Source organism: Bradyrhizobium zhanjiangense, from assembly GCF_004114935.1.
GTDB classification, from domain to species: Bacteria; Pseudomonadota; Alphaproteobacteria; order Rhizobiales; family Xanthobacteraceae; genus Bradyrhizobium; species Bradyrhizobium zhanjiangense.
In genome coordinates, this window is record NZ_CP022221.1 from 8843802 (window position 1) to 8868528 (window position 24727).

The 24727-nt window shown below is 63.7% G+C and carries 19 protein-coding genes; 5 read left to right on the forward strand and 14 right to left on the reverse strand.

All coding sequences use genetic code 11. The features are described from left to right. From XH85_RS42305 to XH85_RS42325, 5 genes are all read right to left on the reverse strand, one after another. On the reverse strand, positions 1 to 1179 hold the full coding sequence (locus XH85_RS42305; RefSeq protein ID WP_128936650.1) for an ABC transporter permease: 1179 nt from the start codon (positions 1177 to 1179) through the stop codon (positions 1 to 3). Continuing rightward, on the reverse strand, positions 1179 to 2288 hold the full coding sequence (locus XH85_RS42310) for a microcin C ABC transporter permease YejB (protein ID WP_128936651.1): 1110 nt from the start codon (positions 2286 to 2288) through the stop codon (positions 1179 to 1181). Before XH85_RS42310 ends, XH85_RS42305 begins: the two co-directional genes overlap by 1 nt. Positions 2289 to 2290: 2 nt before the next feature. Then, complete coding sequence (locus tag XH85_RS42315) at positions 2291 to 4165, reverse strand: extracellular solute-binding protein (protein ID WP_128936652.1); 1875 nt, start codon at positions 4163 to 4165, stop codon at positions 2291 to 2293. A 14-nt stretch (positions 4166 to 4179) separates the two neighbouring features. Continuing rightward, the gene (locus tag XH85_RS42320; protein WP_128936653.1) at positions 4180 to 6087 is read right to left on the reverse strand and encodes an extracellular solute-binding protein; all 1908 of its coding nucleotides are present in this window, start codon (positions 6085 to 6087) and stop codon (positions 4180 to 4182) included. 211 nt (positions 6088 to 6298) lie between these two features. Beyond that, positions 6299 to 6853, reverse strand: coding sequence for a c-type cytochrome (locus tag XH85_RS42325; protein ID WP_128936654.1), 555 nt, complete (start codon positions 6851 to 6853; stop codon positions 6299 to 6301). A gap of 219 nt (positions 6854 to 7072) precedes the next feature. Between XH85_RS42325 and XH85_RS42330 the strand changes: the two genes are divergently transcribed. Together XH85_RS42330 and XH85_RS42335 are read left to right on the forward strand one after the other, a co-directional pair. Further along, complete coding sequence (locus tag XH85_RS42330; protein WP_128936655.1) at positions 7073 to 7813, forward strand: 3-deoxy-manno-octulosonate cytidylyltransferase; 741 nt, start codon at positions 7073 to 7075, stop codon at positions 7811 to 7813. A 21-nt stretch (positions 7814 to 7834) separates the two neighbouring features. Next, entirely contained in the window at positions 7835 to 8692 is an 858-nt protein-coding gene (locus tag XH85_RS42335; RefSeq protein WP_128936656.1) for a prephenate dehydratase, read from the forward strand. A gap of 118 nt (positions 8693 to 8810) precedes the next feature. On the opposite strand, the gene XH85_RS42340 is transcribed toward XH85_RS42335, so the two are convergent. After that, entirely contained in the window at positions 8811 to 9827 is a 1017-nt protein-coding gene (locus tag XH85_RS42340; protein WP_128936657.1) for an LLM class flavin-dependent oxidoreductase, read from the reverse strand. A gap of 370 nt (positions 9828 to 10197) precedes the next feature. Here XH85_RS42340 and metF point away from each other — a divergent pair, with 370 nt between their 5' ends. Together metF and metH are read left to right on the forward strand one after the other, a co-directional pair. After that, positions 10198 to 11118 carry a methylenetetrahydrofolate reductase [NAD(P)H] gene (gene metF, locus XH85_RS42345; protein ID WP_164934715.1) on the forward strand — a complete coding sequence of 307 codons (921 nt, stop codon included), beginning with the start codon at positions 10198 to 10200 and terminating at the stop codon, positions 11116 to 11118. Between the two features lie 6 nt (positions 11119 to 11124). After that, positions 11125 to 14976, forward strand: a complete 3852-nt coding sequence (gene metH / locus XH85_RS42350; RefSeq protein ID WP_128936659.1) for a methionine synthase — start codon at positions 11125 to 11127, stop codon at positions 14974 to 14976. A 365-nt stretch (positions 14977 to 15341) separates the two neighbouring features. Here metH and XH85_RS42355 read toward each other — a convergent pair whose 3' ends face one another. Both XH85_RS42355 and XH85_RS42360 read right to left on the reverse strand, forming a co-directional pair. Then, the gene (locus XH85_RS42355; protein WP_128936660.1) at positions 15342 to 15971 is read right to left on the reverse strand and encodes a glutathione S-transferase family protein; all 630 of its coding nucleotides are present in this window, start codon (positions 15969 to 15971) and stop codon (positions 15342 to 15344) included. 153 nt (positions 15972 to 16124) lie between these two features. Beyond that, on the reverse strand, positions 16125 to 16427 hold the full coding sequence (locus XH85_RS42360; protein WP_128936661.1) for an ArsR/SmtB family transcription factor: 303 nt from the start codon (positions 16425 to 16427) through the stop codon (positions 16125 to 16127). 27 nt (positions 16428 to 16454) lie between these two features. Here XH85_RS42360 and XH85_RS42365 point away from each other — a divergent pair, with 27 nt between their 5' ends. Further along, positions 16455 to 17438 carry a threonine/serine dehydratase gene (locus XH85_RS42365; RefSeq protein ID WP_128936662.1) on the forward strand — a complete coding sequence of 328 codons (984 nt, stop codon included), beginning with the start codon at positions 16455 to 16457 and terminating at the stop codon, positions 17436 to 17438. A 209-nt stretch (positions 17439 to 17647) separates the two neighbouring features. Here the strand turns inward: XH85_RS42365 and glpK are convergent, their stop codons facing one another. The 6 genes from glpK to pimC all read right to left on the reverse strand — a co-directional run bounded on the left by glpK (position 17648) and on the right by pimC (position 24705). Next, the gene (glpK, locus tag XH85_RS42370; RefSeq protein WP_128936663.1) at positions 17648 to 19153 is read right to left on the reverse strand and encodes a glycerol kinase GlpK; all 1506 of its coding nucleotides are present in this window, start codon (positions 19151 to 19153) and stop codon (positions 17648 to 17650) included. A gap of 387 nt (positions 19154 to 19540) precedes the next feature. After that, on the reverse strand, positions 19541 to 19849 hold the full coding sequence (locus XH85_RS42375) for an endonuclease domain-containing protein (protein WP_245473868.1): 309 nt from the start codon (positions 19847 to 19849) through the stop codon (positions 19541 to 19543). A gap of 107 nt (positions 19850 to 19956) precedes the next feature. Then, positions 19957 to 20730, reverse strand: a complete 774-nt coding sequence (locus tag XH85_RS42380) for an SDR family NAD(P)-dependent oxidoreductase (RefSeq protein WP_128936664.1) — start codon at positions 20728 to 20730, stop codon at positions 19957 to 19959. A gap of 51 nt (positions 20731 to 20781) precedes the next feature. Next, positions 20782 to 21951, reverse strand: a complete 1170-nt coding sequence (locus tag XH85_RS42385) for an IS481 family transposase (RefSeq protein ID WP_128936665.1) — start codon at positions 21949 to 21951, stop codon at positions 20782 to 20784. Positions 21952 to 22157: 206 nt separating this feature from the next. Next, on the reverse strand, positions 22158 to 23300 hold the full coding sequence (pimD, locus tag XH85_RS42390) for a pimeloyl-CoA dehydrogenase small subunit (protein ID WP_128936666.1): 1143 nt from the start codon (positions 23298 to 23300) through the stop codon (positions 22158 to 22160). 214 nt (positions 23301 to 23514) lie between these two features. Continuing rightward, entirely contained in the window at positions 23515 to 24705 is a 1191-nt protein-coding gene (gene pimC / locus XH85_RS42400) for a pimeloyl-CoA dehydrogenase large subunit (protein WP_128936667.1), read from the reverse strand. Positions 24706 to 24727 lie beyond the last annotated feature (22 nt).

The window sequence follows — 24727 nt, forward strand, 5'->3', positions numbered from 1 at the left end:
TTACCTGAACGTCTTGCGCGGATCGAAGGCGTCGCGCACGGCTTCGCCGATGAAGATCAAGAGCGACAGCATGATTGCGACCGAGAAGAAACCGGAGAAGCCGAGCCAAGGTGCTTGCACATTGGCCTTCGCCTGGGACAGCAATTCGCCCAGCGAAGGCGACCCCGGCGGCAGACCGAAGCCCAGGAAATCGAGCGCCGTCAGCGTCATCACCGAACTCGACACGATGAAGGGCAGGAACGTCATGGTCGCGACCATGGCGTTCGGCAGCAGATGGCGGAACATGATGACCGGATTGGAGACACCGAGCGCCCGCGCCGCCTGAATGTATTCGAAATTGCGCCCGCGCAGGAACTCGGCCCGCACGAGACCAACCAGCGAGACCCAGGAGAACAGCAACAGGATACCCAGCAGCACGAAGAAGCCGGGCACGAGGACCGAGGACAGGATCAGGAGAAGGTAGAGCGAGGGAATAGCTGTCCAGATCTCGATGAAGCGCTGGAAGATGAGATCGACCCGACCGCCGAAATAGCCCTGCACCGCCCCCGCCGCGATGCCGATGACGGATGAGATGATGGTAAGGCACAGGCCGAACAGCACCGAGATGCGGAATCCGTAGATCAGCCGCGCGACCACGTCGCGCCCCTGATCGTCGGTGCCAAGCCAGTTGTATTCGAGGTCGCGGCAGCTCTTCAGCCCCTTCTTCTCCACCACCGGCTTGCATTGCTTCTCGGTCAGCATCCAGGTCGGCGGCGACGGCGCCGGCGTCGGCAGATCGAGATTGTGGGTGTCGTAGGAATAGCGGATCAGCGGCCAGACGATGCTGCCGCCCTTGTCCTTGATCAGCTTCTGCAAATAGGGGTCGCGGTAGTCGGCCGCCGTCTCGAAATCGCCGCCAAAGGTGGTTTCCGAGTAAGTCACGAAGGCGGGCCAATAGAGCCGGCCGTCGAACTTGATCAGGAAAGGCCGGTCGTTGGCGATCAGCTCGGCGAACAGCGAGACCACGAACAAAATTATGAAGATCCAGAACGACCAGTAGCCGCGGCGGTTCGCCCTGAAGTTCTGCCAGCGCCGCTTGTTGAGCGGCGAAGGGGCGAACGACTTGCGCGTGATCGGAACGACCTCCCCCATTGGGGATTGAGTCGTGGTCTCGATGGGCGTCGGCGCGGTAATCGTCATCAGACCTCCCGCGCCTCGAAATCGATCCGGGGGTCGATCCACATATAGGTCAGGTCGGAGATCAGGTTGATCACGAGGCCGACCAACGAAAAGATGTAGAGCGTGCCGAACACAACGGGATAGTCGCGGTTAAGCACGCTCTCGAAACTGAGCAGCCCGAGCCCGTCCAGCGAGAAGATGGTTTCGATCAGCAGCGAGCCCGAGAAGAAGGCGTGGATGAAGGTCCCGGGAAAACCGGCGATCACGATCAGCATCGCATTGCGGAAGACATGGCCGTAAAGCACCCGGCCCTCGCCGCAGCCCTTGGCACGCGCGGTCATGACATATTGCTTGCGAATCTCGTCCAGGAACGAGTTCTTGGTCAGGAACGTCATGGTGGTGAACGCGCCGAGCCCCATGGCGATCAGCGGCAGCGTCAGATGCCAGAAATAATCGATGATCTTCCAGTACCAGGGGAACTGCGACCAGCCGTCGGAGGTCAGTCCGCGCAGGGGGAACCAGTTGAAGAAGGAGCCGCCGGCAAACAGGATGATGAGAAGGACAGCGAACAGGAAGCCGGGAATGGCATAGCCAAGCACGAGAACGGTCGACGTCCAGGTGTCGAAGCGCGTGCCGTCCTTGACCGCCTTGCGGATGCCGAGCGGGATCGAGATCAGATAGGTGATCAACGTAAGCCAGATCCCGAGCGAGATCGAGACCGGCAGCTTCTCCCTGATCAGCTGGATCACGCTGACGTCGCGGAAATAGCTCTTGCCGAAATCGAAGCGCGCGAAGTTCCACACCATCAGGAGGAAGCGTTCCGGCGCCGGCTTGTCGAAGCCGAACTGCGCTTCCAGCTTCTTGATGAAATCAGGATCGAGGCCCTGCGCTCCGCGATATTTCGAGTTGATGGCATCGCCGCCGCCCCCCAACTGCCCCGGGGCGCGTTGCGCGAAATCGCCGCCGCCCGAAATGCGCGAGCTGCCGCCGGTGTCCGCGCCCGAGAGCTGCGCGATCACGCGCTCGACCGGGCCGCCCGGCGCGAACTGCACGACGATGAAGGACACGAAGAGGATCCCCAGCAGCGTCGGGATCATCAAGAGGATGCGGCGGGCAATATAGGCGCTCATGATTATTTCGCCTGCTCGAGCTTGGCCGCCTTGGCGCCATCATGCCACCAGATGTCGGGAGCACCGACGCCGTTGGCGTAACGCGGCAGCTTCTGGGGATGGCTGAACTGATCCCAATACGCCAGCCGGTGCGTCTTGTTATACCATTGCGGCACCCAATAGCGGCCGGCGCGGAACAGGCGATCGAAGGCCCGACAGGCGATCGTCAATTCCTCGCGGCTGTCGGCCGCCATGATTTTCTCGATCATGGCATCGATCGCCGGGCTGGCGACGCCCGCGAGATTGTACGAGCCCTTGGTGTTGGCAACCTGCGACGAGAAGAACGCGCGCATGGCATCGCCCGGCGTCGCCGACATGCTGAAACGCTGGATCGTCATGTCGAAGTCGAAATCTTCCTGGCGCGCCTTGTGCTGCACGGCATCGACGACGCGCACGCTCGCCTCAATGCCGAGCGTCCCCAGGTTCTTGATGTAGGGCGCATGGTGCGGCTGGAAGGAGGGCTCGTCCAGCAGGAACTCGATCCTGAAGATCTCGCCATTCGGCAGCACCCGCTTGCCGTCCTTGATCGGTACGCCGGCCTCGTTCAGCAATTGCTGCGCCTTGCGCAACAGGCTGCGGTCCTGCCCGGAGCCGTCGGAGACTGGCGGCGTGAAGGGCGCCGCGAACACGTCGTCGGGAACCTGGCCGCGGAACGGCTCCAGCAGCTTCAGCTCTTCCGGCGACGGAGGCCCGTTGCCGGCCATGAGGTCCGAGTTCTGGAATGGCGACACCGTACGGGCATAGGCGCCGTACATGATGGTCTTGTTGGTCCACTCGAAATCGAAGGCGTTGATCAGGGCCTCGCGCACGCGAGGGTCCTTGAATTTCTCGCGTCGCGTGTTGATGAACCAGCCCTGCGCACCGGAGGGCGTGTCGTCAGGCACGACCTCGAGCTTGACGCGACCATCTTTGGCGGCCGGAAAGTCGTAGCGCGTCGCCCAGATGCGCGAGGTGAATTCTTCACGGTAGAGATAGTTCTTGCCGGTGAAACCTTCGAAGGCGACGTCGCGGTCGCGATAGAATTCATAGCGCACGACGTCGAAATTATAGCTGCCGCGGCAAACCGGCAGGTCGGCGGCCCACCAGTCCTTCACCCGCTCGAACTCGATGTAGCGATTGACCTCGAACCTGCCGACCTTGTACGGACCGGAGCCGAGCGGAATATCCAGCGTCGATTCATCGAACGGGCGGGACGAGTAGTACGCCTTCGAAAAGATCGGCAGTCCGGCGACATAGAGCGGCACGTCGCGGGCACGTCCCTTGGCAAAGGTCACGACGAGCGTCGCATCGTCGATCGCTTCAGCGCTCACCACGTCGCGCATCTGCACGATGATCAATGGATGCCCTTTGGTCTTCAGCGCGTTCAACGAGAACGCCGCATCGTGGGCGGTGAGCTTGCTGCCGTCATGGAATTTCGCCTCGGGCCGCATCGTGAAGCGATAGACCAGCCGGTCCGGCGATATCTGCACGGATTGAGCGGCGAGCCCGTACATCGCGTCCGGCTCGTCATTTGCCCGCACCATCAGCGGCGCAAACGTCATGTCCATGCCTTGCGCGCCGTCACCCTTGAGGATGAAGGCGTTGAGCGAGTTGAAGGTCTGGTAGGACTGATTATACGATTTCACCGACGGGATGAGCGAGAACGTGCCGCCCTTCGGCGCGCCCGGATTGACATAATCGAAATGGTGGAAATCGGCGGGATATTTGAGATCGCCGAATGCCGAGATGCCGTGGGCCTCGGTCGGCCTTTCCGACGCCGTTGTGCCGCGCTGCCAGGCGGCACCGAGTGCGCCGGCGACACCCAGGGCAAGCACCTGCCGGCGTGAAAGCTGCGCCATGCGCAAAGGCTCCCTCAAGCGCGTTTTCCGTTCCGCGCCGCTTTTTCGGCGTCATACCACCACAGCGTCGGCAGGCCGGACCGTCCATATTTCGGCATTGGCTCGGCGTGGCTGAAGCGATCCCAACGGGCATAGCGTGCGAACGGATAGGTGAACTGAGGCACCACGTAGAAATTCCAGAGCAGCACGCGATCGAGCGCATGGGTGGCGGCGACGAGACCAGCGCGATCCTTGGCGAAGATCACCTTCTCGATCAAGGCATCCACAGCAGGGTTCTTGATGCCGATGGTGTTGCGCGCACCAGGCATGTCGGCGGCCTGCGAGCCCCAGAACTCGCGCTGCTCGTTGCCCGGCGAGAGCGACTCGCCCCACTGATCGATGATCATGTCGAAGTCGAAGCTGCGCAACCGGTTCTGGTACTGCGCATCATCGACCGTACGAACCGACGCATTGACGCCGATCCGCTCCAGCGACGGCTTGTAGAACAGTGCGATTCGCTCGGATGAGGGATCCTGCACCAGGATTTCGACCGTCAGGACCTTGCCCGAGGCGTCCACCAGCTTGTGGTCGCGCACTTCGAAACCGGCCTCTTTCAGCAGCTTTGCCGCTTCGCGCAGATTGGCGCGCACGGCCTCCGAAGTGCCGCCGACTGGATTCTGGTAAGGCGTGGTGAAAACTTCCGGCGGCACCTTGTCCTTTACGGTTTCGAGGATCTGCAATTCCTCTCCCTGGGGCAGACCCGTCGCGGCAAGTTCCGTACCTTCGAAATAGCTGTTGATGCGCTTGTACTGACCGAAGAAGAGCTGCTTGTTCATCTCCTCGAAGTCGAAGGCATAGTTGAAGGCGCGCCGCACCCGCGCGTCCTTGAACTGGGGGCGCCTGATGTTGACGACGAAGGCCTGCATGCGGCCGGAATCGTTGATCGGAAATTCTTCCTTGATCACCCGCTTCTCCGCGACCGCGGGGAAGTCATAGGCCGTCGCCCACTGCTTGGCGGAGTTTTCCGCGATCCAGTCGGCCTGGTCGGCCTTGAAGGCTTCCAGCGCCACGATGTTGTCGCGGAAGAACTCGAAGCGCAGCTCGTCGAAATTGTTGATGCCGATCTGGCTGGGGAGATTGGCACCCCAATGATCTTTCACCCGCTCCAGCTTGATCGAGCGTCCCGCCACGAATTCCTTGATCCGGTACGGGCCGGAGCCCAGCGGGATCTCCAGCGTGGTCGCGCTGACATCGCGCTTGCGGCCCTGCGCGTCGGTGCCTTCCCACCAATGCTTCGGCAGCACGATCAATTCGCCGACGATGGTCGGCAATTCGCGGTTGCCCGGCCCGTCGAAGCTGAACTTGACGTCACGCTCGCCGACCTTCTCCGCCTTGGTCACATGGCGATAGTAGGACGCGTACATCGGGCTCTGCTGCTTGAATGTCTCCAGCGAGAAGATAACGTCGTCCGGCGTCACCGGCTTGCCGTCATGCCAGCGGGCTTCCTTGCGTAAACGATAGATCACCCAGGAAAAATCGTCCGGATGTTGTGCGGCCTCGGCAAGTTCGCCGTACTCGGTCGCCACCTCGTCCTGCGCCCGGGTCATCAGCGTTTCGTAGATCATCGCCGCGGCTGGAGCGAGGGAGCCCTTGATGCCGGCGACCGCGAGGTTGAAATTGTCGAAGGTGCCGATCGAGATCAGGCGGGCGACACCGCCCTTGGGCGCATCCGGATTGACGTAATCGAAGCGCTTGAAGTCGGCGGGATACTTGATGTCACCGAACAGCGACAGCGCATGGCGCCAGGGAAGCCCAGTCGAAGGCAGCTCACCCGATTGCGCCTGTGCCATGCCGATGACGGAAACGCTGCCCACGGAACCGAGGGCGGGGAGCGCTGCGGCCGCAGTGCCGGTGAGCAGGAGATCGCGTCGGGTGATGGCCAAATCAACATTCCTGTCTTGAAGGAGGCTACTCCTTTAAGTTCCCAATATAGGCGAGGTTTCGACCGAATATGTTGCTTTTTCCTCATCTTGGAAGCCCGGACTGCCTCTCAGATGCGGCCAAAAGCCCCGATAACGTCGCCGCGAGGCCCGGATACGGAAACGGCCAGGCTTTTCAGCCTGGCCGCGTATTCCAAGATAGGTTTTTGACGTCTTACTTCGACGCCGTCGGCAGCGGCTGCGGATGCTCCGACAGCGAATTCAGATAGGCAATGACGTCGGCGCGTTCGGAATCCTTCGGGATACCGGCGAAGCCCATCGCGGTGCCAGGGACGAAGCCCTTCGGATTGGCGATGAACTTGTTGAGGTCGTCGAACGTCCAAGTCCCGCCCTTGGCTTTCATGGCAGCCGAGAAGTTGAAGCCGCGGCCTTCGCCCTTCGGCTCGCCAACGACGCCATAGAGGTTCGGACCGACGCGATTCGGGCCGCCCTTCTCGAAGGTGTGGCAGGCGCCGCACTTCTTGGCGGCCGCCGCGCCCTTTTCGACGGAGGCGGCCTGGAGAAGCTTTTCGATCGGCTCGGACGGTGCGGCAGCGGCGCCGCCGCCTTCCTTGCCGTGGCTGGCATCTTCCTTTACTGCGATCTCGAAGCCCGGCTTTTCCGGCATCTTGGGGGAGAATAGCGCCTGGGCGGTGAAGCTCGTCACCAGCAGAACGAGACAGGTGCCGAGCACGGCACCGAGAATCTTATTGAGTTCGAAAGAGTCCATTTCCGGCCAGGCCCCACCGCAACAAGGAAACAGCGGCCCAAGCGGCCGCCAGGACGAGCCTCGGGAGAATCAAAACGTTCCTTATTGTTTCCCCGAGTTTTGCCATTGAGATATCGGTTTGCCCGGGGTCTGGCAACCCGTATAAGCGACCCGGCTTTCAGCCCGTCCCCACTCCATTTCTCGGCGCGGAAAACGCACCGTTTCCAGGCCCTTGACCCAATGATCGATCCCCGCATCCTGGTGCTGATCCCGGCCCGCATGGCCGCCACCCGCCTGCCCGGCAAGCCGCTCGCCGATATCGCGGGATTGCCGATGATCGTACATGTGCTGCGCCGCGCAGAAGCCGCTGCAATCGGCCGGGTCGCGGTCGCAACCGACACGCCGGAGATCGCGTCCGTGGTGACCGCCCATGGCGGTGAGGCGGTGATGACCCGCCCGGACCACCCCTCGGGCTCGGACCGCATCCACGAAGCCATGCAAAAGCTCGATCCGGACGGCAAGGCCGAGATCGTGATCAATCTCCAGGGCGACTTCCCGACCATCACGCCTCAGGCTATCCGCGAGGTGCTGCCACCCTTTGCCGAGCCTGCGGTCGATATCGTGACTTTGGCCTCGCAGATCCACACCGAGGAGGAGGATCTCGCCCCGAGCGTCGTGAAGGCTGTGGGCTCGCCGATCGGGCCGCGGCGGCTACGGGCACTCTATTTCACCCGCGCAACAGCCCCATACGGCAACGGACCGCGTTACCACCACATCGGCCTTTACGCCTACCGTCGCGCCGCGCTGGAACGGTTCGTGTCGCTGCCGCCATCGCCTCTGGAGCGCCAGGAGAGCCTGGAACAGCTCCGGGCGGTGGAAGCCGGCATGCGCATCGACATCATGATCGTCGACAGCGTGCCGCGTGGCGTGGACACGCCGCCCGATCTCGAAACCGCGCGTAGCATCCTTTCCAAATCCTGAGCCGCTGTTACAAGGCCGACCATGAGCAAGCTGAAAATCGCATTCCAGGGCGAGCCTGGGGCCAATTCCCACATCGCCATCGTCGAAGCCTATCCCGACGCCGAGCCGATGCCCTGCGCCACCTTCGAGGACGCGCTGTCGGCGATCTCGTCGGGCGATGCCGATCTCGGCATGATCCCGATCGAGAATTCGGTCGCCGGCCGCGTCGCCGACATCCATCACCTTCTGCCGGCCTCCGGCCTCTTCATCATCGGCGAATGGTTCCTGCCGGTCCGGCATCAGCTGATGGCGGTGAAGGGCACCAAGATAGAAGACATCAAGAGCGTGGAGAGCCATGTCCATGCGCTCGGACAGTGCCGGCGCATCATCCGCAAGCTCGGCATCAAGCCGATCGTGCACGCCGACACCGCCGGCAGCGCCCGCGACATTTCCGAGCGCAAGGACAAGACCGTCGCGGCGATCGCCTCGCGCCTCGCCGCGAAGGTCTATGGGCTCGACATCCTCGCCGAGGACGTCGAGGACGAGGCCCACAACACCACGCGCTTTGTGGTACTGGCGCGCGAGCCGAAATGGGCCGCGCAAGGCTCGGGCCCGCTGGTCACGACGTTCGTCTTCCGGGTGCGCAATTTGCCGGCCGCGCTCTACAAGGCGCTCGGCGGCTTTGCCACCAACGGCGTCAACATGACCAAGCTCGAAAGCTACATGGTCGACGGCAATTTCTTCGCCACGCAGTTCTACGCCGACGTCGACGGCCATCCCGATGACAAGGGCCTCGCCTTCGCGATCGAGGAGCTGAAATTCTTCTCGCGCGAATTCCGCATCGTCGGGGTGTATCCGGGGCACCCGTTCCGTGCGACGTTCAGCGAGGCGCAGGATTAGCTTCGTGTCCCGGACGCGCGAAGCGCGAGCCGGGACCCAGCCCCACGATACTCAGACGTGCGATGGGCCCCGGCTCAGCAGCGCATCATTTCATGCTGCGCTGCGTCCGAGGCACGATCTAAGCCGCACTTTTCGCCAGCCCGAACGCCTCCGCCAGCAGTGAATACGACTTCTTGCGTGCCTCGTGATCATACACGGCGGTGATCACCATCAGCTCGTCCGGCTTGCTCGCATAGATCAGCGGTTGAAGCTTCCTCTGCACGTTTGTCGGGCTGCCGACGAACAGGCGCGAGCGGTTGCGGAGGATCGAGATGCGCTCAGCATCCGTATAGGGATAGGCCAGCGCCTCCTCGACGCTCGGCAGCGGAAGATATTGGCCGCGGTCGCGGCGAAGGCGGTTGAGGTCGAAGGAGCTGGCGAGCCTTTCGGCCTCCTCATCGGTGTCGGCCGTGATGGCCGCGACCGCGAGGATTGCGTGCGGGCGGGCGCGCCAGGCCGAGGGCTGGAAGCGGTTGCGGTAATGCACCATCGCATCGATCGCATCGTGTGAGGCGAAGTGATGGGCGAAGGCGAAGCCCATGCCGACCTCTGCGGCGAGCTCGGAGGAATAATCGCTCGAGCCGAGCAGCCAGATCGGCGGCAGCCTGGTGTCGTCGGGCATGGCGACGACATTGTTGTAGGGGTGGCCCGAGGGGAATTCGCGGGTCTCCCACAAAATCAGCTCGTGCAGCCGCTCCAGGAAATCGTCGCCCTCGCGGCGATCGAGGCGGCTGCGCAGCGCGTAGGCGGTGGCGCCGTCGGTACCGGGGGCGCGGCCGAGACCGAGGTCGATACGACCAGGAAACAGCGCCTCCAGCATCTTGAAGCGCTCGGCCACCACCAGCGGCGCGTGGTTGGGCAGCATTACGCCGCCGGAGCCGACGCGGATGTGTTTCGTCACCGCCGCGATCTGCCCGATCATCACGTCGGGCGCGGGGCTCGCGACGGACGCGAGGTTGTGATGCTCGGCGAGCCAGTAGCGGACATAGCCAAGCCCATCGACGTGGCGCGCCAGATCGATGCTGTTGCGCAGCGCCGCGGCGGGCTTGGTGCCGGTGGTGACGACCGAGAGGTCGAGGACTGAGAGCGGGATCATGGCGCGTTAACGTAATGGAGTGCCGGGCAGCGGCAACGGCAGGCTGCGCAGGCCTGACGTGTACGGACCGGCGGACACGCTGAGACGTCGAGTTGGGATAATTATTGCTTCTGCATAACTAAATTCGATCTGCCCACCGACGAAATCGGGATCGCCGAAGAGTCAACTATTTAAAATAGTCATTTTATATCAAAATACTATGTTCTCTCGACCTATTTCCCACCAAGATCGCAAATAGCAACGAAATTCCTTATGTTCACCCCGTAGTGGGCAATTTCCCATCATCGATGGGCTGTCGATCAAACGGGCTTTGCCGTATTTTTAGGTCTCTCAAGACGGATCGCCGCCTGAAATTGGAGTGAGTGGTGCCATGACTGACGTGACGACGCCTGGCCAAGACAACAGGCAAGACGGGCACCTCAAGCGGCCTGCGATCTCGTTCGAGTTCTTTCCGCCCAAGACCGAGGAGATGGAGCGGAATCTTTGGGACGCCATCAACCGGCTGGCCCCGCTTGACCCGAAATTCGTCTCGGTGACCTACGGCGCCGGCGGCTCGACCCGCGAGCGCACCCATTCCACCATCGCCCGCATCCTGAAAGAGACCGCGCTGCTGCCGGCGGCGCATCTGACCTGCGTCGGCGCCTCGCGCGGCGAGATCGACGAGATCGTCGACCGCTATCACGAGGTCGGCGTGCGCCACATCGTGGCCTTGCGCGGTGATCCCGTTGGCGGCATCGGCACGCCCTACTTCAGCCATCCCGACGGCTACCAGAGCTCGGCCGAGCTCGTCGCGGGGATCAAGAAGCGGCACGGCGATATCGAAGTGAGCGTGTCGGCCTATCCCGAGAAGCACCCCGAGGCGCGCGACTTCGACGCCGATATCGACACGCTGAAGGCCAAGGTCGATGCGGGTGCGACGCGCGCGATCACCCAGGTGTTCTTCGATAACGACCTCTACTTCCGCTACCTCGACCGCGTCCGCGCCCGCGGCATCGACATCCCGATCGTGCCGGGCATCATGCCCATGCACAATTTCAAGCAGGCCCGTAATTTCGTCACCCGCGCTGGCACCACCGTGCCGGACTGGTTCGCCGCGAAATTCGAAGGCCTCGACGACGACGCCGAGACCCGCAAGCTGGTGGCCGCAACCGTTGCGGCCGGCCAGGTGCAGAAGCTGGCGAAGCACGGCGTCGACACCTTCCACTTCTACACCATGAACCGCGCCGATCTCGTGTTCGCGATCAGCCATTTGCTCGGCATTCGCGCCAAGAGCGCACAGAAAGCTGCGTAAGATCAGATGACCGTAGCCACCTCTCCCAAGCGAACTGCCCTGCTGAACGCCGCGCGCGAACGCATCCTCGTGCTCGACGGCGCCATGGGCACGATGATCCAGAATCTCCAGCTCGACGAGGCGGCCTTCCGCGGCGAGCGATTCAAGACTTTTCATCGCGACCTGCGCGGCAACAACGATTTGTTGATCCTGACCCAGCCGCAGGCGATCGAGGACATCCACGCCGCCTATTTGCGTGCCGGCGCCGACATCGTCGCGACCAACACTTTCTCCACGACCTCGATCGCGCAGGCCGATTACGACCTCACCGACATCGTCTACGAGATGGCGCGTGAAGGCGCCCGCCTCGCAGGCAACGCGGCACGCCGTGTCGAGGCCGAGGACGGCAAGCCGCGTTTCGTTGCGGGTGCCATCGGCCCGACCAACCGCACCGCCTCGATCTCACCCGACGTTTCCAATCCCGGCTACCGCGCCGTCACCTTCGATGATTTGCGCAAATCCTATGGCGAGCAGATCCGCGGCCTGATCGACGGCGGCGTCGATCTGCTGCTGGTCGAGACCATCTTCGATACGCTCAACGCCAAGGCGGCGCTCTATGCGATCGCCGAGATCACCGAAGAGCGCGGCATCGACATGCCGGTGATGGTGTCGGGCACCATCACCGACAAATCCGGCCGCCTGCTCTCGGGCCAGATGCCGGAAGCGTTCTGGAATTCGGTGCGGCACGCCAAGCCTGTTACCATCGGCTTCAACTGCGCGCTCGGCGCCGAGGACCTGCGCGCGCATATCGCCGATATCGGCCGTGTCGCCGACACGCTCGTGTGCGCCTATCCCAATGCCGGCCTGCCGAACGAGTTCGGCCAGTATGACGAGAGCCCGGAATACATGGCGCGCCTGATCGGCGAGTTCGCGCGGGACGGCCTCGTCAACATCGTCGGCGGCTGCTGCGGCACCACGCCGGATCACATCGCGGCGATTGCCGCCGCGGTGGCCCCGCACAAGCCGCGCATCGTGCCGGAGATCGCGCCGCGCTTGCGGCTCTCCGGCCTCGAGCCGTTCGTGCTGACGGATGCCATTCCCTTCGTCAATGTCGGCGAGCGCACCAACGTCACCGGCTCGGCCCGCTTCCGCAAGCTGATCACCGCCGGCGACTACACCGCCGCGCTGCAGGTCGCGCGCGACCAGGTCGAGAACGGCGCACAAATCATCGACGTCAACATGGACGAGGGCCTGCTCGATTCCGAAGCGGCGATGGTGACCTTCCTCAACCTCGTCGCCGCCGAGCCCGACATCGCCCGCGTCCCCGTGATGGTCGATTCCTCGAAATTCTCGGTGATCGAGGCCGGCCTGAAATGCGTGCAGGGCAAGCCGGTCGTCAATTCGATCTCGATGAAGGAAGGCAAGGACAAGTTCATTCACGAGGCGAAGATCGCCCGCCGCCATGGCGCAGCCGTCGTGGTGATGGCATTCGACGAGGTCGGCCAGGCCGACACGTTCGCGCGCAAGACCGAGATCTGCAAGCGCGCCTACGACATCCTGGTGAACCGCGTCGGCTTCCCGCCCGAGGACATCATCTTCGATCCCAACATTTTTGCGATCGCGACCGGCATCGAGGAGCACAACAATTACGGCGTCGACTTCATCGAGGCGACGCGCTGGATCCGCCAGAACCTGCCGGGCGCGCATGTCTCGGGCGGCGTCTCCAACCTGTCGTTCTCGTTCCGCGGCAACGAGCCGGTGCGCGAGGCCATGCACTCGGTGTTCCTGTATCATGCCATCAAGGCGGGCATGGACATGGGCATCGTCAATGCCGGGCAGATGATCGTCTATGACGACATCGACCCCGAGCTGCGCCAGACCTGCGAGGACGTCGTCCTCAATCGCGATGCCGGCGCATCCGAGCGCCTGCTGGCGCTTGCGGAAAAATTCCGCGGCAAGAAGACGGAAGCCAAGGAAGCCGATCTCGCCTGGCGCGAATGGCCGGTGGAGAAGCGGCTGAGCCACGCGCTGGTCCATGGCATCACCGAATTCATCGAACAGGACACCGAAGAGGCCCGCAAACTGTCCTCGCGTCCGCTCGACGTGATCGAGGGGCCGCTGATGGCGGGCATGAACGTGGTCGGCGATCTCTTCGGCGACGGCAAGATGTTCCTGCCGCAGGTGGTGAAGTCCGCGCGCGTGATGAAGCAGGCCGTCGCTTACCTCATGCCGTTCATGGAGGAGGAGAAGGCGCGCAACCTCGCCAGCGGCATCGGCACCGAAGGCTCCTCGTCCGCCGGCAAGATCGTGCTCGCGACCGTCAAGGGCGACGTCCACGACATCGGCAAGAACATCGTCGGCATCGTGCTCCAGTGCAACAATTTCGAGGTGATCGACCTCGGCGTGATGGTGCCGGCGGCCAAGATCGTCGAGACCGTGAAGGCGGAGAAGGCCGACATCGTCGGGCTATCAGGCCTGATCACGCCTTCGCTCGACGAGATGGCGTTCTTCGCCGGCGAATTGCAGCGCGAAGGCCTCAAGCTGCCGCTCTTGATCGGCGGCGCCACCACGAGCCGCGTGCATACGGCGGTGAAGATCGACCCGAGCTATCGCGCCGGCCCGGTCGTGCATGTCAACGACGCCAGCCGCGCCGTCGGCGTGGCCTCGGCGCTGCTCTCGCCGGAGAAGCGCGAGGCCTATGCCGCCGAGGTGCGCGCCGAATACGCGAAGATTTCAGAGGCGCATCTGCGCGCGCAGGCCGACAAGAAGCGGCTGAAGCTGGCCGATGCCCGCGCCAACCGCGTGCCGGTCGATTTTGCCGCGAACAAGCCGGTGAAGCCGACTTTCCTCGGCATCAGGAGCTTCGACGACTACGACATCGCCGAGCTCGTGCCTTACATCGACTGGACGCCGTTCTTCCAGACCTGGGAGCTCGCCGGACGCTTCCCCGCCATCCTCGACGACGCCAAGGTCGGCGAGGTCGCGCGCTCGCTCTATGACGACGCGCGCAAGATGCTCGACACCATCGTGAAGGAGAAGTGGTTCCGAGCGCGTGCGACCATCGGATTCTGGCCGGCGAATACTGAAGGTGACGACATCGTGCTCTATGCCGATGAAAGCCGGACCAAGAGCATTGCGACGCTGCACACGCTGCGCCAGCAGCTCGAGAAGCGCGAGGGCCGCTTCAACGCGGCGCTCGCCGACTTCGTCGCGCCCGTCGGCACCGGAGTGCCCGACTATGTCGGCGGCTTCGTCGTCACCGCCGGCATCGGCGAGGATGTGGTCGCCGACCGCTTCAGAAAAGCCAATGACGACTACTCCTCGATCCTGTGCAAGGCGCTGGCCGATCGCCTCGCCGAAGCTTTCGCCGAGCGCATGCATGCCCGCGTGCGCCGCGAGTTCTGGGCCTATGCACCTAGCGAGGCGCTCACCAACGAGGAGCTGATCCTGGAGAAGTATCAGGGCATCCGCCCCGCGCCCGGTTATCCCGCGCAGCCCGATCACACCGAGAAGGCGACGCTGTTCGCGCTGCTCGATGCAGAAGCGACCGCCGGCGTGAAGCTGACCGAGAGCTTTGCGATGTGGCCGGGCTCATCCGTGTCCGGGCTCTATTTCGCCAGTCCCCAGAGCTATTATTTCGGCGTCGGCAAGATCGAGCGCGACCAGGTCGAGGACTACGCCGCGCGCAAGGGGATGAGCGTGGCGGAGACCGAGCGCTGGCTGGCGCCGGTGCTGAACTACATTCCGTCGCAGCAAGACAAGGCCTTCGCGGCAACGCCGGCCAACGACGAGATGCCGAAAGACCTCGCCTCGCATCCGCCGGGCTGCACCTGCGCGGTGCACCTCGTCTGGCAGAAGAAACGCGCGGGGGCGGGATAGGTCCGCTCAAGAACAAAAAGTGAGAAAACAACCCCATGCACAGTAGCGATGGGGTTGAAAAGGCTGGACAATTTCGGTATTGCCGAAAACGAGTTGCGGCGTCGGGCAAAACAGGGGTAATATTCCATCATCGGCTGCTGTGCCCGGTGACGCAACGCCAGCGGATATGTCCTTTCACTCTTCCTGCACCCCCGGTCCCCATCCTCCCCTGGAGGGGGAGGATCGGTTCGCATGCAGCGAAGCGGAATGCGGACCGAGGTGGGGTGACGGTCTGTCCGCGCACGCACTGCCAGTGGTGAGAGACCACCCCACCCCGCTCGCGCTGCGCGCGATCGACCCTCCTCCTCCAGGGGAGGGTAAGAAACTCACCCCTTCGGCGGGGCCAGCGGCTGCACGATCTCCTTGAACGGCGCCAAGGCCTCGCAACGCTCGCTATGCGCCGCGAGCGCCGGATAGCGCGAAGCATCGAACAGCTGCGGGTGCGCCTCGCGGGTGAAGCGGACGACGCAGGCCACTGCGATATCGGCGTGGCCGATGCGCGTCCCGAGCCAGTACGGCGTCGTCACCTTGGCGCGCTCGGCCTCCAGCAAGGCGAGCACATCCGCGATCTGCGCCTGGCAGCGCTCGACCCACAGCGCGAGCTGCTCCTTCCGCAGCACGCGCTCATAGAGCAGGCTCACCGCCTTGTCGCCGAGGCCGGAGGCGAGCGCGCAGATGCGCAAATGCTTGCGCCGCTCGGCGCCGCTGCGCGGCAGCATCGCCTTGTCGGGACCAACGAGCTCGTCGAGATAATCGAGGATGATCGTGCTCTCGATCAGCGCCTCGCCGTCATCGAGCACCAGGGTGGGCACGCGGCGCAGCGGATTGTACGGCGCGATTCTGTCGGCATCGCCGAAGGTCGACCACGGCTTGTGCTCGAAGGCGAGGCCATAGAGCTTCAGCGCGATGGCGGCGCGGCGGACGAAGGGGGAATCATATTGGCCGATCAGGAACATGGGGCTTGCTCTTCCCAGTGGTTGGACACGGCAGGGCCGATCAGTGTCGACGACAAGACCGCTGCCGCGCAAGGAAGATCTTGGAAATGGAGCATTGCGCCGGCTGCAATAGCACCCGCGGCAGCACCATTCGCAAAGGCACGCGCCGCGCGCTCAAAGGCCGTCCTGGATCGAGCGCTTGATGGCGGCGATCGCGGCCTCGTTGCGCTTGTACATCGTCCACTGCTTGACGCGCTTGGCGCGCACCAGCTTTGCGGCCGTCAGCACCCGCATGTGCTCGCTCACCGTCGGCGCGCTGACGCCGAGCTTCTCGGCGATCAGCAATCCGCAGACGCCGTCCTCGACCAGGTCGCCATCGGCCTGCTCGCGAAAATGCTTCCTGGGATCGCGCAGCCAGTCCAGGATTTGCAGGCGGCGCTCGTTGGCGAGCGCGCGCAAGGCGACGGCAAATTTCATTTAGCCATTTTGCTAATTACCTAATTGATGTCAACCCTCCGATGCGCTATCAAGGACAGCATCATGACAGCGACAACGAACATCACACGGGAGCGAATTGCGGCGACCGAGGCCGTGATCCGCCCGCATATCAGGCGCACGCCACTCGTTCAGGCGGATCTTGCGGATTTCGGCCTGGCGGCCTTACCAGTCACGTTCAAGCTGGAGATGCTGCAGCATTCCGGATCGTTCAAGGCGCGGGGCGCCTTCGCCAACCTGCTGCTGCGGCAGGTGCCCGAGACGGGCGTCGTCGCCGCATCCGGCGGCAATCACGGTGCGGCGGTGGCCTATGCGGCGCAGCGGCTCGGCATTCCCGCCACGATCTTCGTGCCCGACATCACCTCGCCGGCCAAGGCCGAGCGGATCAGGGGCTATGGCGCCAAGCTCGTGATCGCAGGCAGCCGCTATGCCGATGCGCTCGCCGCAAGCGAAGCCCATGTCGCGCAGACCGGCGCGCTGGCCGTCCACGCCTACGACCAGGCCGAGACCCTGCTCGGCCAGGGCAGCGTCGGCCTGGAGCTGGAGCAGGATGCTCCCGGCATCGACACGCCGCTGGTAGCGGTCGGTGGCGGCGGGCTGATCGGCGGCATTGCGGCGTGGTATGCCGGCAGGACGCGCATCGTCGCGGTCGAGCCGGAGCAATCGCCGACCCTGCACGCCGCCTTCGAAGCGGGAGCCCCGGTCGATGCACCGGCGGGCGGTCTCGCTGCTGATAGCCTTGCGCCGCGACGCGTCGGCGAATTGATGTTTCCGATCGCGCGCGCTCATGTCGAGCGCGTCATCCTGGTCAGCGATGATGCGATCCGGCAAGCACAGGCCGCCCTGTGGTCGCACCTGCGCCTGGTGGCCGAACCCGGCGGCGCAGCCGCCTTTGCCGCGCTGCTCTCCGGTCGCTACCGTCCCTCGCCCGGTGAGCGCGTCGCGGTCCTGGTCTGCGGCGCCAACACCACGGCGGTGAGTTTCGACGGCTAGCTTCAGGGTGACATCATCGGGCCGCGCGCATTGATCTGCCAATTGCAAAAGCGGACGGCGGCGCTCACACTCCGTCATTGCGAGCGCAGCGAAGCAATCCAGTATCTTTCCGCGGAGACAGTCTGGATTGCTTCGTCGCAAGGGCTCCTCGCAATGACTGTGTGGAGGCAATCGATTGCGCTCCGCTCCATGCGAGTAGGGGGACGTGCCTACCCTTCCCCCTCGTCGCTCGCCAGCACGCCCTTGACCGCCCTTGCCCATCCCGCGAGCTTCCGCTCCCGCGTCGCCTCGCTCATGTTCGGCTTGAAGCGGTGCTCGAGGCGCCAATTGTCGGCGAACTTTGTCGGCTCGGGATAGACGCTCGCCTGGAGGCCGGCGAGATAGGCAGCACCCAGCGCCGTGGTCTCCTGGATCACAGGGCGATCGACCGGCGCGTCGAGCAGATCGGCGAGGCGCTGCATGGTCCAATCCGACGCTGTCATGCCGCCGTCGACGCGGAGCACGACGCTGGCGGTTTCCGAGCTCGGCCAGTCCGCGCGCATCGCCGCCCAGAGGTCGAAAGTCTGGTAGCAGACGCTTTCCAGCGCGGCGTGGGCGAGCTCGGCGGGGCCGGTGTTGCGGGTGAGGCCGAACAGCGCGCCGCGCACGCGCGGATTCCAATAGGGCGCGCCCATGCCGACGAAGGCGGGGACGAGATAGACGCTCTGCATCGAGTCCGACTGATCGGCAAGAGGTCCGGTCTCGGCGGCATGCTTGATGATGCCGAGGCCATCGCGCAGCCACTGCACCGCTGAGCCTGCGACGAAGATCGAGCCTTCCAGCGCGTAGGTGCGTTTTCCTCCGAGCTGATAGGCGACGGTGGTGAGCAGCTTGTTCTTCGACACCACAGGCGTGGTGCCGGTGTTGAGCAGCGCGAAGCAGCCGGTGCCGTAGGTCGACTTCATCATGCCCGGGCGGAAGCAGGCCTGGCCGATGGTCGCGGCCTGCTGGTCGCCGGCGATGCCGGAGATTGCGATGGCACCGCCGAACAGGTCCGGCGTGCTCTCGCCGAAGCGCGCGGAAGAATCCTTCACCTCCGGCAGCATCGAGCGCGGCACGCCGATGATCTCCAGCAGCTCGTCGTCCCACTGGCCGGTGTGGATGTTGAACAGCAGCGTGCGCGAGGCGTTGGTGGCGTCGGTGACGTGCACCTTGCCGCCGGTGAGGCGCCAGAGCAGATAGCAATCGACGGTACCGAACATCAATTCGCCGCGGGCAGCGCGCGCCCGCGCGCCGGGGACGTGGTCGAGGATCCAGGCCACCTTGGTGCCGGAAAAATAGGGATCGATGATCAGGCCGGTCTTCTGCGAGATCACGGGCTCGCGGCCATCGGCTTTCAATTTGGCACAGATGTCGGCGGTGCGGCGATCCTGCCAGACGATGGCGCGGTGCACGGCCTGCCCGGTGGCGCGGTCCCACACCACGGTGGTCTCGCGCTGATTGGTGATGCCGATCGCAGCGATGTCCTTTGCGGTGATGCCGGCCTGCTCGATCGCCTCGCGGCACACCATCACGGTCGAGGTCCAGATGTCCTCGGGCTCGTGCTCGACCCAGCCCGAGGCCGGAAAATGCTGCGGAAACTCTTGCTGCGCTTTCGCCGCGATGGAAATGTCGCCGCGAAACACGATCGCGCGCGAAGAGGTGGTGCCCTGGTCGATGGCGAGGACGAAAGACATGGCGGCTTACCCTGGCGTTATCCCGGAGGGGATCATTGTGTCGCGCCAAAGGGAGCGGATTAGGGCGGCAAGGTCAAGGCGGCTCTCCTTACCCTCCCCTGGAGGGGGAGGGTCGACCGCGCGCAGCGCGGGCGGGGTGGGGTGAAGCCACAAAGGCGGTCTCACATTCGTTTCAGAAGGATCTTTGACACGCGTTCAGAAGCACCGCATTCGCGGATGGTCTGTCACCCCACCCCGCTGCGCATTACATGCGCAGCGACCCTCCCCCTCCAGGGGAGGGTAAGAGAAGCGCCCCCTTGAAGCTTCAGGTTCGACGGTGCTTGAAGGGTGTCGTTTCCGCCTCGCGCGATCGATACAGCTCTACATAGATCCGTTCGAGCACGGCGGTCAGGTCGGCAGTAATCTTGAATTCCAGAATCGGATGACGCGGTAACCTTCGTTCTCGAGCCAGCGTTGGCGATCGAGGTCACGTGCTGCCGTATCATCTTCGTTGTGGTGTCCGCCGTCGAGCTCGATGATGAGGCGCTTGGCCGGACAGAAGAAGTCGACGACGTAGGGACCGATCGGCGCCTGCCGGCGGAAGTGCGAGCCGTCCATCGGAAGTTCTTTGAGGGCACGCCACAAGATCCGTTCATGCGGTGTCGTGTTAGCCCGGAGCTTCTTCGCGGCGGCGCGTCGGATCGATGTTGAGACCATTTGCGTGGCTTCACCCCACCCCGCTCGCGCTTCGCGCGAACGACCCTCCCCCTCCAGGGGAGGGTAAGGGAAGCGCAGCGTCGATGCAATTGTAAGTCGTGAGAACCCTACACCGCCGCCGTGGTCACGCCGCCGTCGATGACGATGGTCTGGCCGGTCATGAAGCTCGATGCGTCCGAGGCGAGGTAGGCGACGGCACCGGCGATTTCGTCGGGTTCGCCGATGCGGCGGAGCGGCGTGGTGGCGGTGCGGCGCTTGAGCATGGCTTCGTCTTCCCACAGCGCGCGGGCGAAATCGGTCTTGACGAGGCCTGGGGCGATGCAGTTGACACGGACGCCTTTCGGGCCCCATTCGCCGGCAAGCGAGCGGCACAGCGCGAAGTCGGCAGCTTTCGAGATGCCGTAGGCGCCGATCACGGTGGAGCCGCGCAAGCCGCCGATCGAGGAGATGATGATGACGGAGCCGCCTCCACGCTCGGCCATTTGCGGGATCGCAAGCGCGGAGAGCCAGATGTTGCTCTTGACGTTGCTGCCCATGATCTTGTCGAAGGCTTCGTCCGTGATGTCAAGCAACGGGCCGTAATACGGGTTCACCGCGGCGTTGCAGACGAGGATGTCGATCTTGCCGTAATGCTTGGTCGCACCCGCGATCAACGCCTCGACCTCGGTCTTGCGTGCGATGTTGCAGGGAATGACGATGGCATCGCCGCCGGCCGCAATGATGCCGTCGGCGACCTCCTTGCAGGCGTCGGCCTTGCGCGAGGACACCACGACTTTTGCCCCGAGCTTTGCCAGGAGTTCAGCTGAGGAGCGGCCGATGCCGCGGCTGGAGCCGGTGACCACGGCGACCTTGCCGGTGAGATCGAACGGGGTGTTTTTCATTGTTGGGCTCCGCTATGGCCGCACACTCGGTGTCATCGCCCGACTTGATGTTCAGCCCGGGGACATGACCGACGGGTGTTCGGGGACATAGCCGACACTTTCTCCGCTCGCCAAGTCGATGATAGCGATTTGGTGGGCGGCAAAGAAGATCCCGTATTGCGCATCGTTTGCCGAGGGGCGGATGGCGAGGCGCTCGCCACGGAAGGCCTGTGGCACTTTCCACAGACGTCCCTTGAAGCTGACATAGGCCTTGGTCGTGGAGACGCGGCGCACGATCTCATGGCTGTCGTATTCGACCTGTGGCAAGCGATCGGGCATTGGTCGCTGGCTGGGCCGATATCGACTGGCCGGGACCTGTTGTCCGAGCGCCTCGTGTGGCCGTTCGAAGTTGTAGACTTCCCGCCAGGCGTCGAAGGCACGCTGCGTCTCTGCGAGATCGCGGAACTGTCGCAGTGCGAACACCTCAGCCGCGAGGGTGCGGTGGAATCGTTCATTCTTGCCGCGGCTTTGCGGGTGATATGGGCGGCTGCGGATGACGGCGACGCCAAGCTTGAGCAGCCACACCGAGAACCGTGTCCATCGCTCGCCGGAAGGATCACCCCAGGGCGAACCATTGTCGACGAAGAAGGCCTCCGGGAGCCCGTAGTGGCGAAAGGTCTTCTCCAGGCGGCTGCGCACGGTATCTGTGCGTTGATCGGCACAGGCCTGCAGACACAGATCATAGCGGGAGTGGTCATCCACCACCGTCAGAGGATGGCACTGGGTATCATTGCCGAGCCGAACCCAGCCTTTGAAGTCCATCTGCCACAACAGATTGGGGGCCGGCATCTCGAAACGCTGGCTTGCCATCGGGCCGCCGATCGGAGGCTTGATGCGGCCAGACCGACGCAAGATCTGATGAACTGTTGAGACTGCTGGCGAACGCAAACCATTGCGCTCCAGGCAGTGAGCTATCTTGCGAGCTCCCCATGCCGGATGGGCATCGCGCACCGCGAGAATACGTGCCTCGAGCTCGCAATCGGTCTGTCCCGGGCTCGCATGCGGTCGGCGCGAGCGGTCGTTGACATTCTGATCCGCTTGCCATCGTGCAAGCCACTTGTAGCCCGTGTCGGGATGGATATTGAACCGCCGGCAGAGCTCCCGCCGGTTCGCTCCCTCCTGCATCGCCAGCCGCACGAACTCCCGCCGCTGATCCATCACCGACACCTCTCGCCAGGGCATGGACTTGGCCTCCTTTACCGCCAAATCCCTGCACTATGATGTGTCGGCTATGTCCCCGAACACCCGTCGGTCATGTCCCCGGGCTGAACACTTGATCGGGCGATCCAGTACTCTGCGGCTGAAGTTGCGTAAACGAATTGCCGCCGCGGAGTACTGGATGCCCCGGTCGAGCCGGGGCATGACAGTCTTCGTGTGGTCTAAATCAGTCAGATCAACCCGCCCGCGTCGGCGACGCGGCGCTGGTGGTAGTCGGTGTCGCCAAAGCTGTTCTCGATCATGGTGAGGCGCTTGAAGTAGTGGCCGATCTTCGCCTCCATGGTCATGCCGATGCCGCCATGGAGCTGGATCGACTGCTGGCCGACGAATTTCAGCGACTTGCCGATCTGCACCTTGGCGGCGGCGATCGCATTGCTGCGCTCCCTAGCGTTCTCGAAATCGTTCGCCATGGTCGCGAACATCGACATCGAGCGCGCCTGTTCGGCGGCGACGAACATGTCGGAGGCGCGGTGCTGCAGCGATTGGAACGAGCCGATCGCGACGCCGAACTGTTTTCGCGTCTTGATGTACTCGACGGTGGTCTTGAGCGATTCGTCCATCAGCCCGACCGCCTCGGCGCAGAGCGCGACACGGGCCTCATCGACGACGCGCTCGATCAGTGCGAGCGAATCCTCGGGATTGCCGAGCACGGCCTCGGGGCCGACCTCGACGCCGGTGAACGTGATGTCGGCAGCATGCAGGCCGTCCTGGGTCGGGTAGCCCTTCTTAGCTACGCCCTTTGCATTGGCGGGGACCAGGAACACGCCGATGCCGCCATGATCGCGGCGCTCGCCCTTGGTGCGCGCGGTGACGATCAGGGTATCGGCATTCTCGCCGTTGAGCACGACGAACTTCTCGCCGTCGATCACGTAAGCGTCGCCCTTCTTCTTCGCGGTCGTCGAGACGTCGAACAGATCGTAGCGCGAGTTCTTCTCAAGCTGGGCAAACGCCAGCGTCTTGCTGCCGTCGATAAGCGAAGGTACGTGCGCTGCCTTCTGCGCGTCGGTGGCGGCGTGGCGCAGGAAGCCGCCGCCGATCACCACCGTTGCCAGATAAGGCTCGAGCACCAGCGCCTTGCCGAGCGCCTCCATCACGATCATGGTCTCGACGCCGCCGCCGCCGAAGCCGCCATCGGCCTCGCTGAAGGGCAGGCCGAGCAGACCCTGCTCGGCGAGCTTGAGCCAGACGGCTTTGCTCCAGCCGCCCTTCTCCTTCATGTACTTCTTGCGGCTCTCGAAATCGTAGGAATCGGTCAAGAGGCCGTCGATGCTTTCCTTGAGAAGCCGCTGCTCCTCGGACAGATCAAAATCCATTTCTGTTTCCTCAAGTAACGAGTGTGTGCGTTGCGTGGGGCCCTTCTTCACCTCTCCCCGCCTGCGGGGGAGAGGTCGGATCGCCTCGGCGATGCGAAGCATCGTCCGGTGCGATCCGGGTGAGGGGGTACCGCTCTCTCGACGATCTCAAGCTCGGAGAGAGGCACTCACCCCGACCCTCTCCCCGCAAGAGCGGGGCGAGGGAGAAGGGAGATCACAGCCCCAGCACCGCCTTGGCGATGATGTTGCGCTGGATCTCGTTGGAGCCGCCGTAGATCGAGACCTTGCGGTTGTTGAAGTAGCTCGGCGCGATCTGGGCGGTCCAGTCCATGGCTTCGTTCGAGCCGTCGTCGCCGTGCACGTCGTAGGGCGCGGCGAACGGGCCGATCACTTCCATCAAGAGCTCGGTGGTGGTCTGCTGGATCTCGGAGCCCTTGATCTTCAGCACGGACGAAGCCGGATTGGGCTTGCCCTTGCCATGCTTGCCCTCGTCGGCGACGACACGGAGCTGGGTCAGCTCGAGCGCCTTCAGCTCGATCTCGCAGGCGGCGAGCTTCTCGCGGAAGGCGGGGTCCTGGATGATCGGCTTCCCAGCGGATTCCACCTTGGAGGCGAGATCCCTGATGCGGCGGATGCGTTCCTTGGAGACGCCGACGCGGGCGATGCCGGTGCGCTCATTGCCGAGCAGGAATTTTGCGTAATCCCAGCCCTTGTTCTCCTCGCCGATCAAATTCTCGATGGGCACCTCGACGTCGTCGAAGAACACCTCGTTGACCTCATGGCCGCCGTCGATGGTCTGGATCGGGCGCACGGTGACGCCTTTCGACTTCATCGAGAACACGATGAAGGAGATGCCCATCTGCTTCTTGGCGTTGTTGTCGGTGCGGCAGAGGCAGAAGATCATGTCGGCGTGCTGGGCCAGCGTGGTCCAGGTCTTCTGGCCGTTGATGATCCATTTGTCGCCCTTGCGCTCGGCCTTGGTCTTGAGCGAGGCGAGGTCGGAGCCGGAGCCGGGCTCGGAGAAGCCCTGGCACCACCAATCGTCGACATTGGCGATGCGTGGCAGGTACTTCTTCTTCTGCTCCTCGTTGCCGAAGGTGTAGATGACCGGGCCGACCATGCTGACGCCGAAGGCGAGCGGCTGCGGCGCCGGATAGGACTGCAGCTCCTCGTTGAAGATGTAGTGCTGCACGCTGGTCCAGCCGGTGCCGCCATATTGCTTGGGCCAGTGGCTGACGCCCCAACCCTTCTTGTTGAGGATGCGCCACCACGTCACCATCTCGTCCTTGCTGAGGTGACGGCCCTCGACCAGCTTGCGCCGCGTATCCGGCGGCACGTTGTCGCGGAAGAACTGCCGCACTTCCTCGCGAAACGCCTGCTCTTCTTTCGTGAATGCGAGATCCATCGGATCCTCCTGTGAGCGATTT

Excerpts from the sequence above, each read along its gene's own strand:
- XH85_RS42305 (WP_128936650.1), bottom strand. The coding sequence starts at position 1,179 with ATGACGATTACCGCGCCGACGCCCATCGAGACCACGACTCAATCCCCA.
- XH85_RS42310 (WP_128936651.1), bottom strand. The coding sequence starts at position 2,288 with ATGAGCGCCTATATTGCCCGCCGCATCCTCTTGATGATCCCGACGCTG.
- XH85_RS42315 (WP_128936652.1), bottom strand. The coding sequence starts at position 4,165 with ATGGCGCAGCTTTCACGCCGGCAGGTGCTTGCCCTGGGTGTCGCCGGC.
- XH85_RS42325 (WP_128936654.1), bottom strand. The coding sequence starts at position 6,853 with ATGGACTCTTTCGAACTCAATAAGATTCTCGGTGCCGTGCTCGGCACC.
- XH85_RS42330 (WP_128936655.1), top strand. The coding sequence starts at position 7,073 with ATGATCGATCCCCGCATCCTGGTGCTGATCCCGGCCCGCATGGCCGCC.
- XH85_RS42335 (WP_128936656.1), top strand. The coding sequence starts at position 7,835 with ATGAGCAAGCTGAAAATCGCATTCCAGGGCGAGCCTGGGGCCAATTCC.
- XH85_RS42340 (WP_128936657.1), bottom strand. The coding sequence starts at position 9,827 with ATGATCCCGCTCTCAGTCCTCGACCTCTCGGTCGTCACCACCGGCACC.
- metF (WP_164934715.1), top strand. The coding sequence starts at position 10,198 with ATGACTGACGTGACGACGCCTGGCCAAGACAACAGGCAAGACGGGCAC.
- metH (WP_128936659.1), top strand. The coding sequence starts at position 11,125 with ATGACCGTAGCCACCTCTCCCAAGCGAACTGCCCTGCTGAACGCCGCG.
- XH85_RS42355 (WP_128936660.1), bottom strand. The coding sequence starts at position 15,971 with ATGTTCCTGATCGGCCAATATGATTCCCCCTTCGTCCGCCGCGCCGCC.
- XH85_RS42360 (WP_128936661.1), bottom strand. The coding sequence starts at position 16,427 with ATGAAATTTGCCGTCGCCTTGCGCGCGCTCGCCAACGAGCGCCGCCTG.
- XH85_RS42365 (WP_128936662.1), top strand. The coding sequence starts at position 16,455 with ATGTCAACCCTCCGATGCGCTATCAAGGACAGCATCATGACAGCGACA.
- glpK (WP_128936663.1), bottom strand. The coding sequence starts at position 19,153 with ATGTCTTTCGTCCTCGCCATCGACCAGGGCACCACCTCTTCGCGCGCG.
- XH85_RS42375 (WP_245473868.1), bottom strand. The coding sequence starts at position 19,849 with ATGGTCTCAACATCGATCCGACGCGCCGCCGCGAAGAAGCTCCGGGCT.
- XH85_RS42380 (WP_128936664.1), bottom strand. The coding sequence starts at position 20,730 with ATGAAAAACACCCCGTTCGATCTCACCGGCAAGGTCGCCGTGGTCACC.
- XH85_RS42385 (WP_128936665.1), bottom strand. The coding sequence starts at position 21,951 with ATGCCCTGGCGAGAGGTGTCGGTGATGGATCAGCGGCGGGAGTTCGTG.
- pimD (WP_128936666.1), bottom strand. The coding sequence starts at position 23,300 with ATGGATTTTGATCTGTCCGAGGAGCAGCGGCTTCTCAAGGAAAGCATC.
- pimC (WP_128936667.1), bottom strand. The coding sequence starts at position 24,705 with ATGGATCTCGCATTCACGAAAGAAGAGCAGGCGTTTCGCGAGGAAGTG.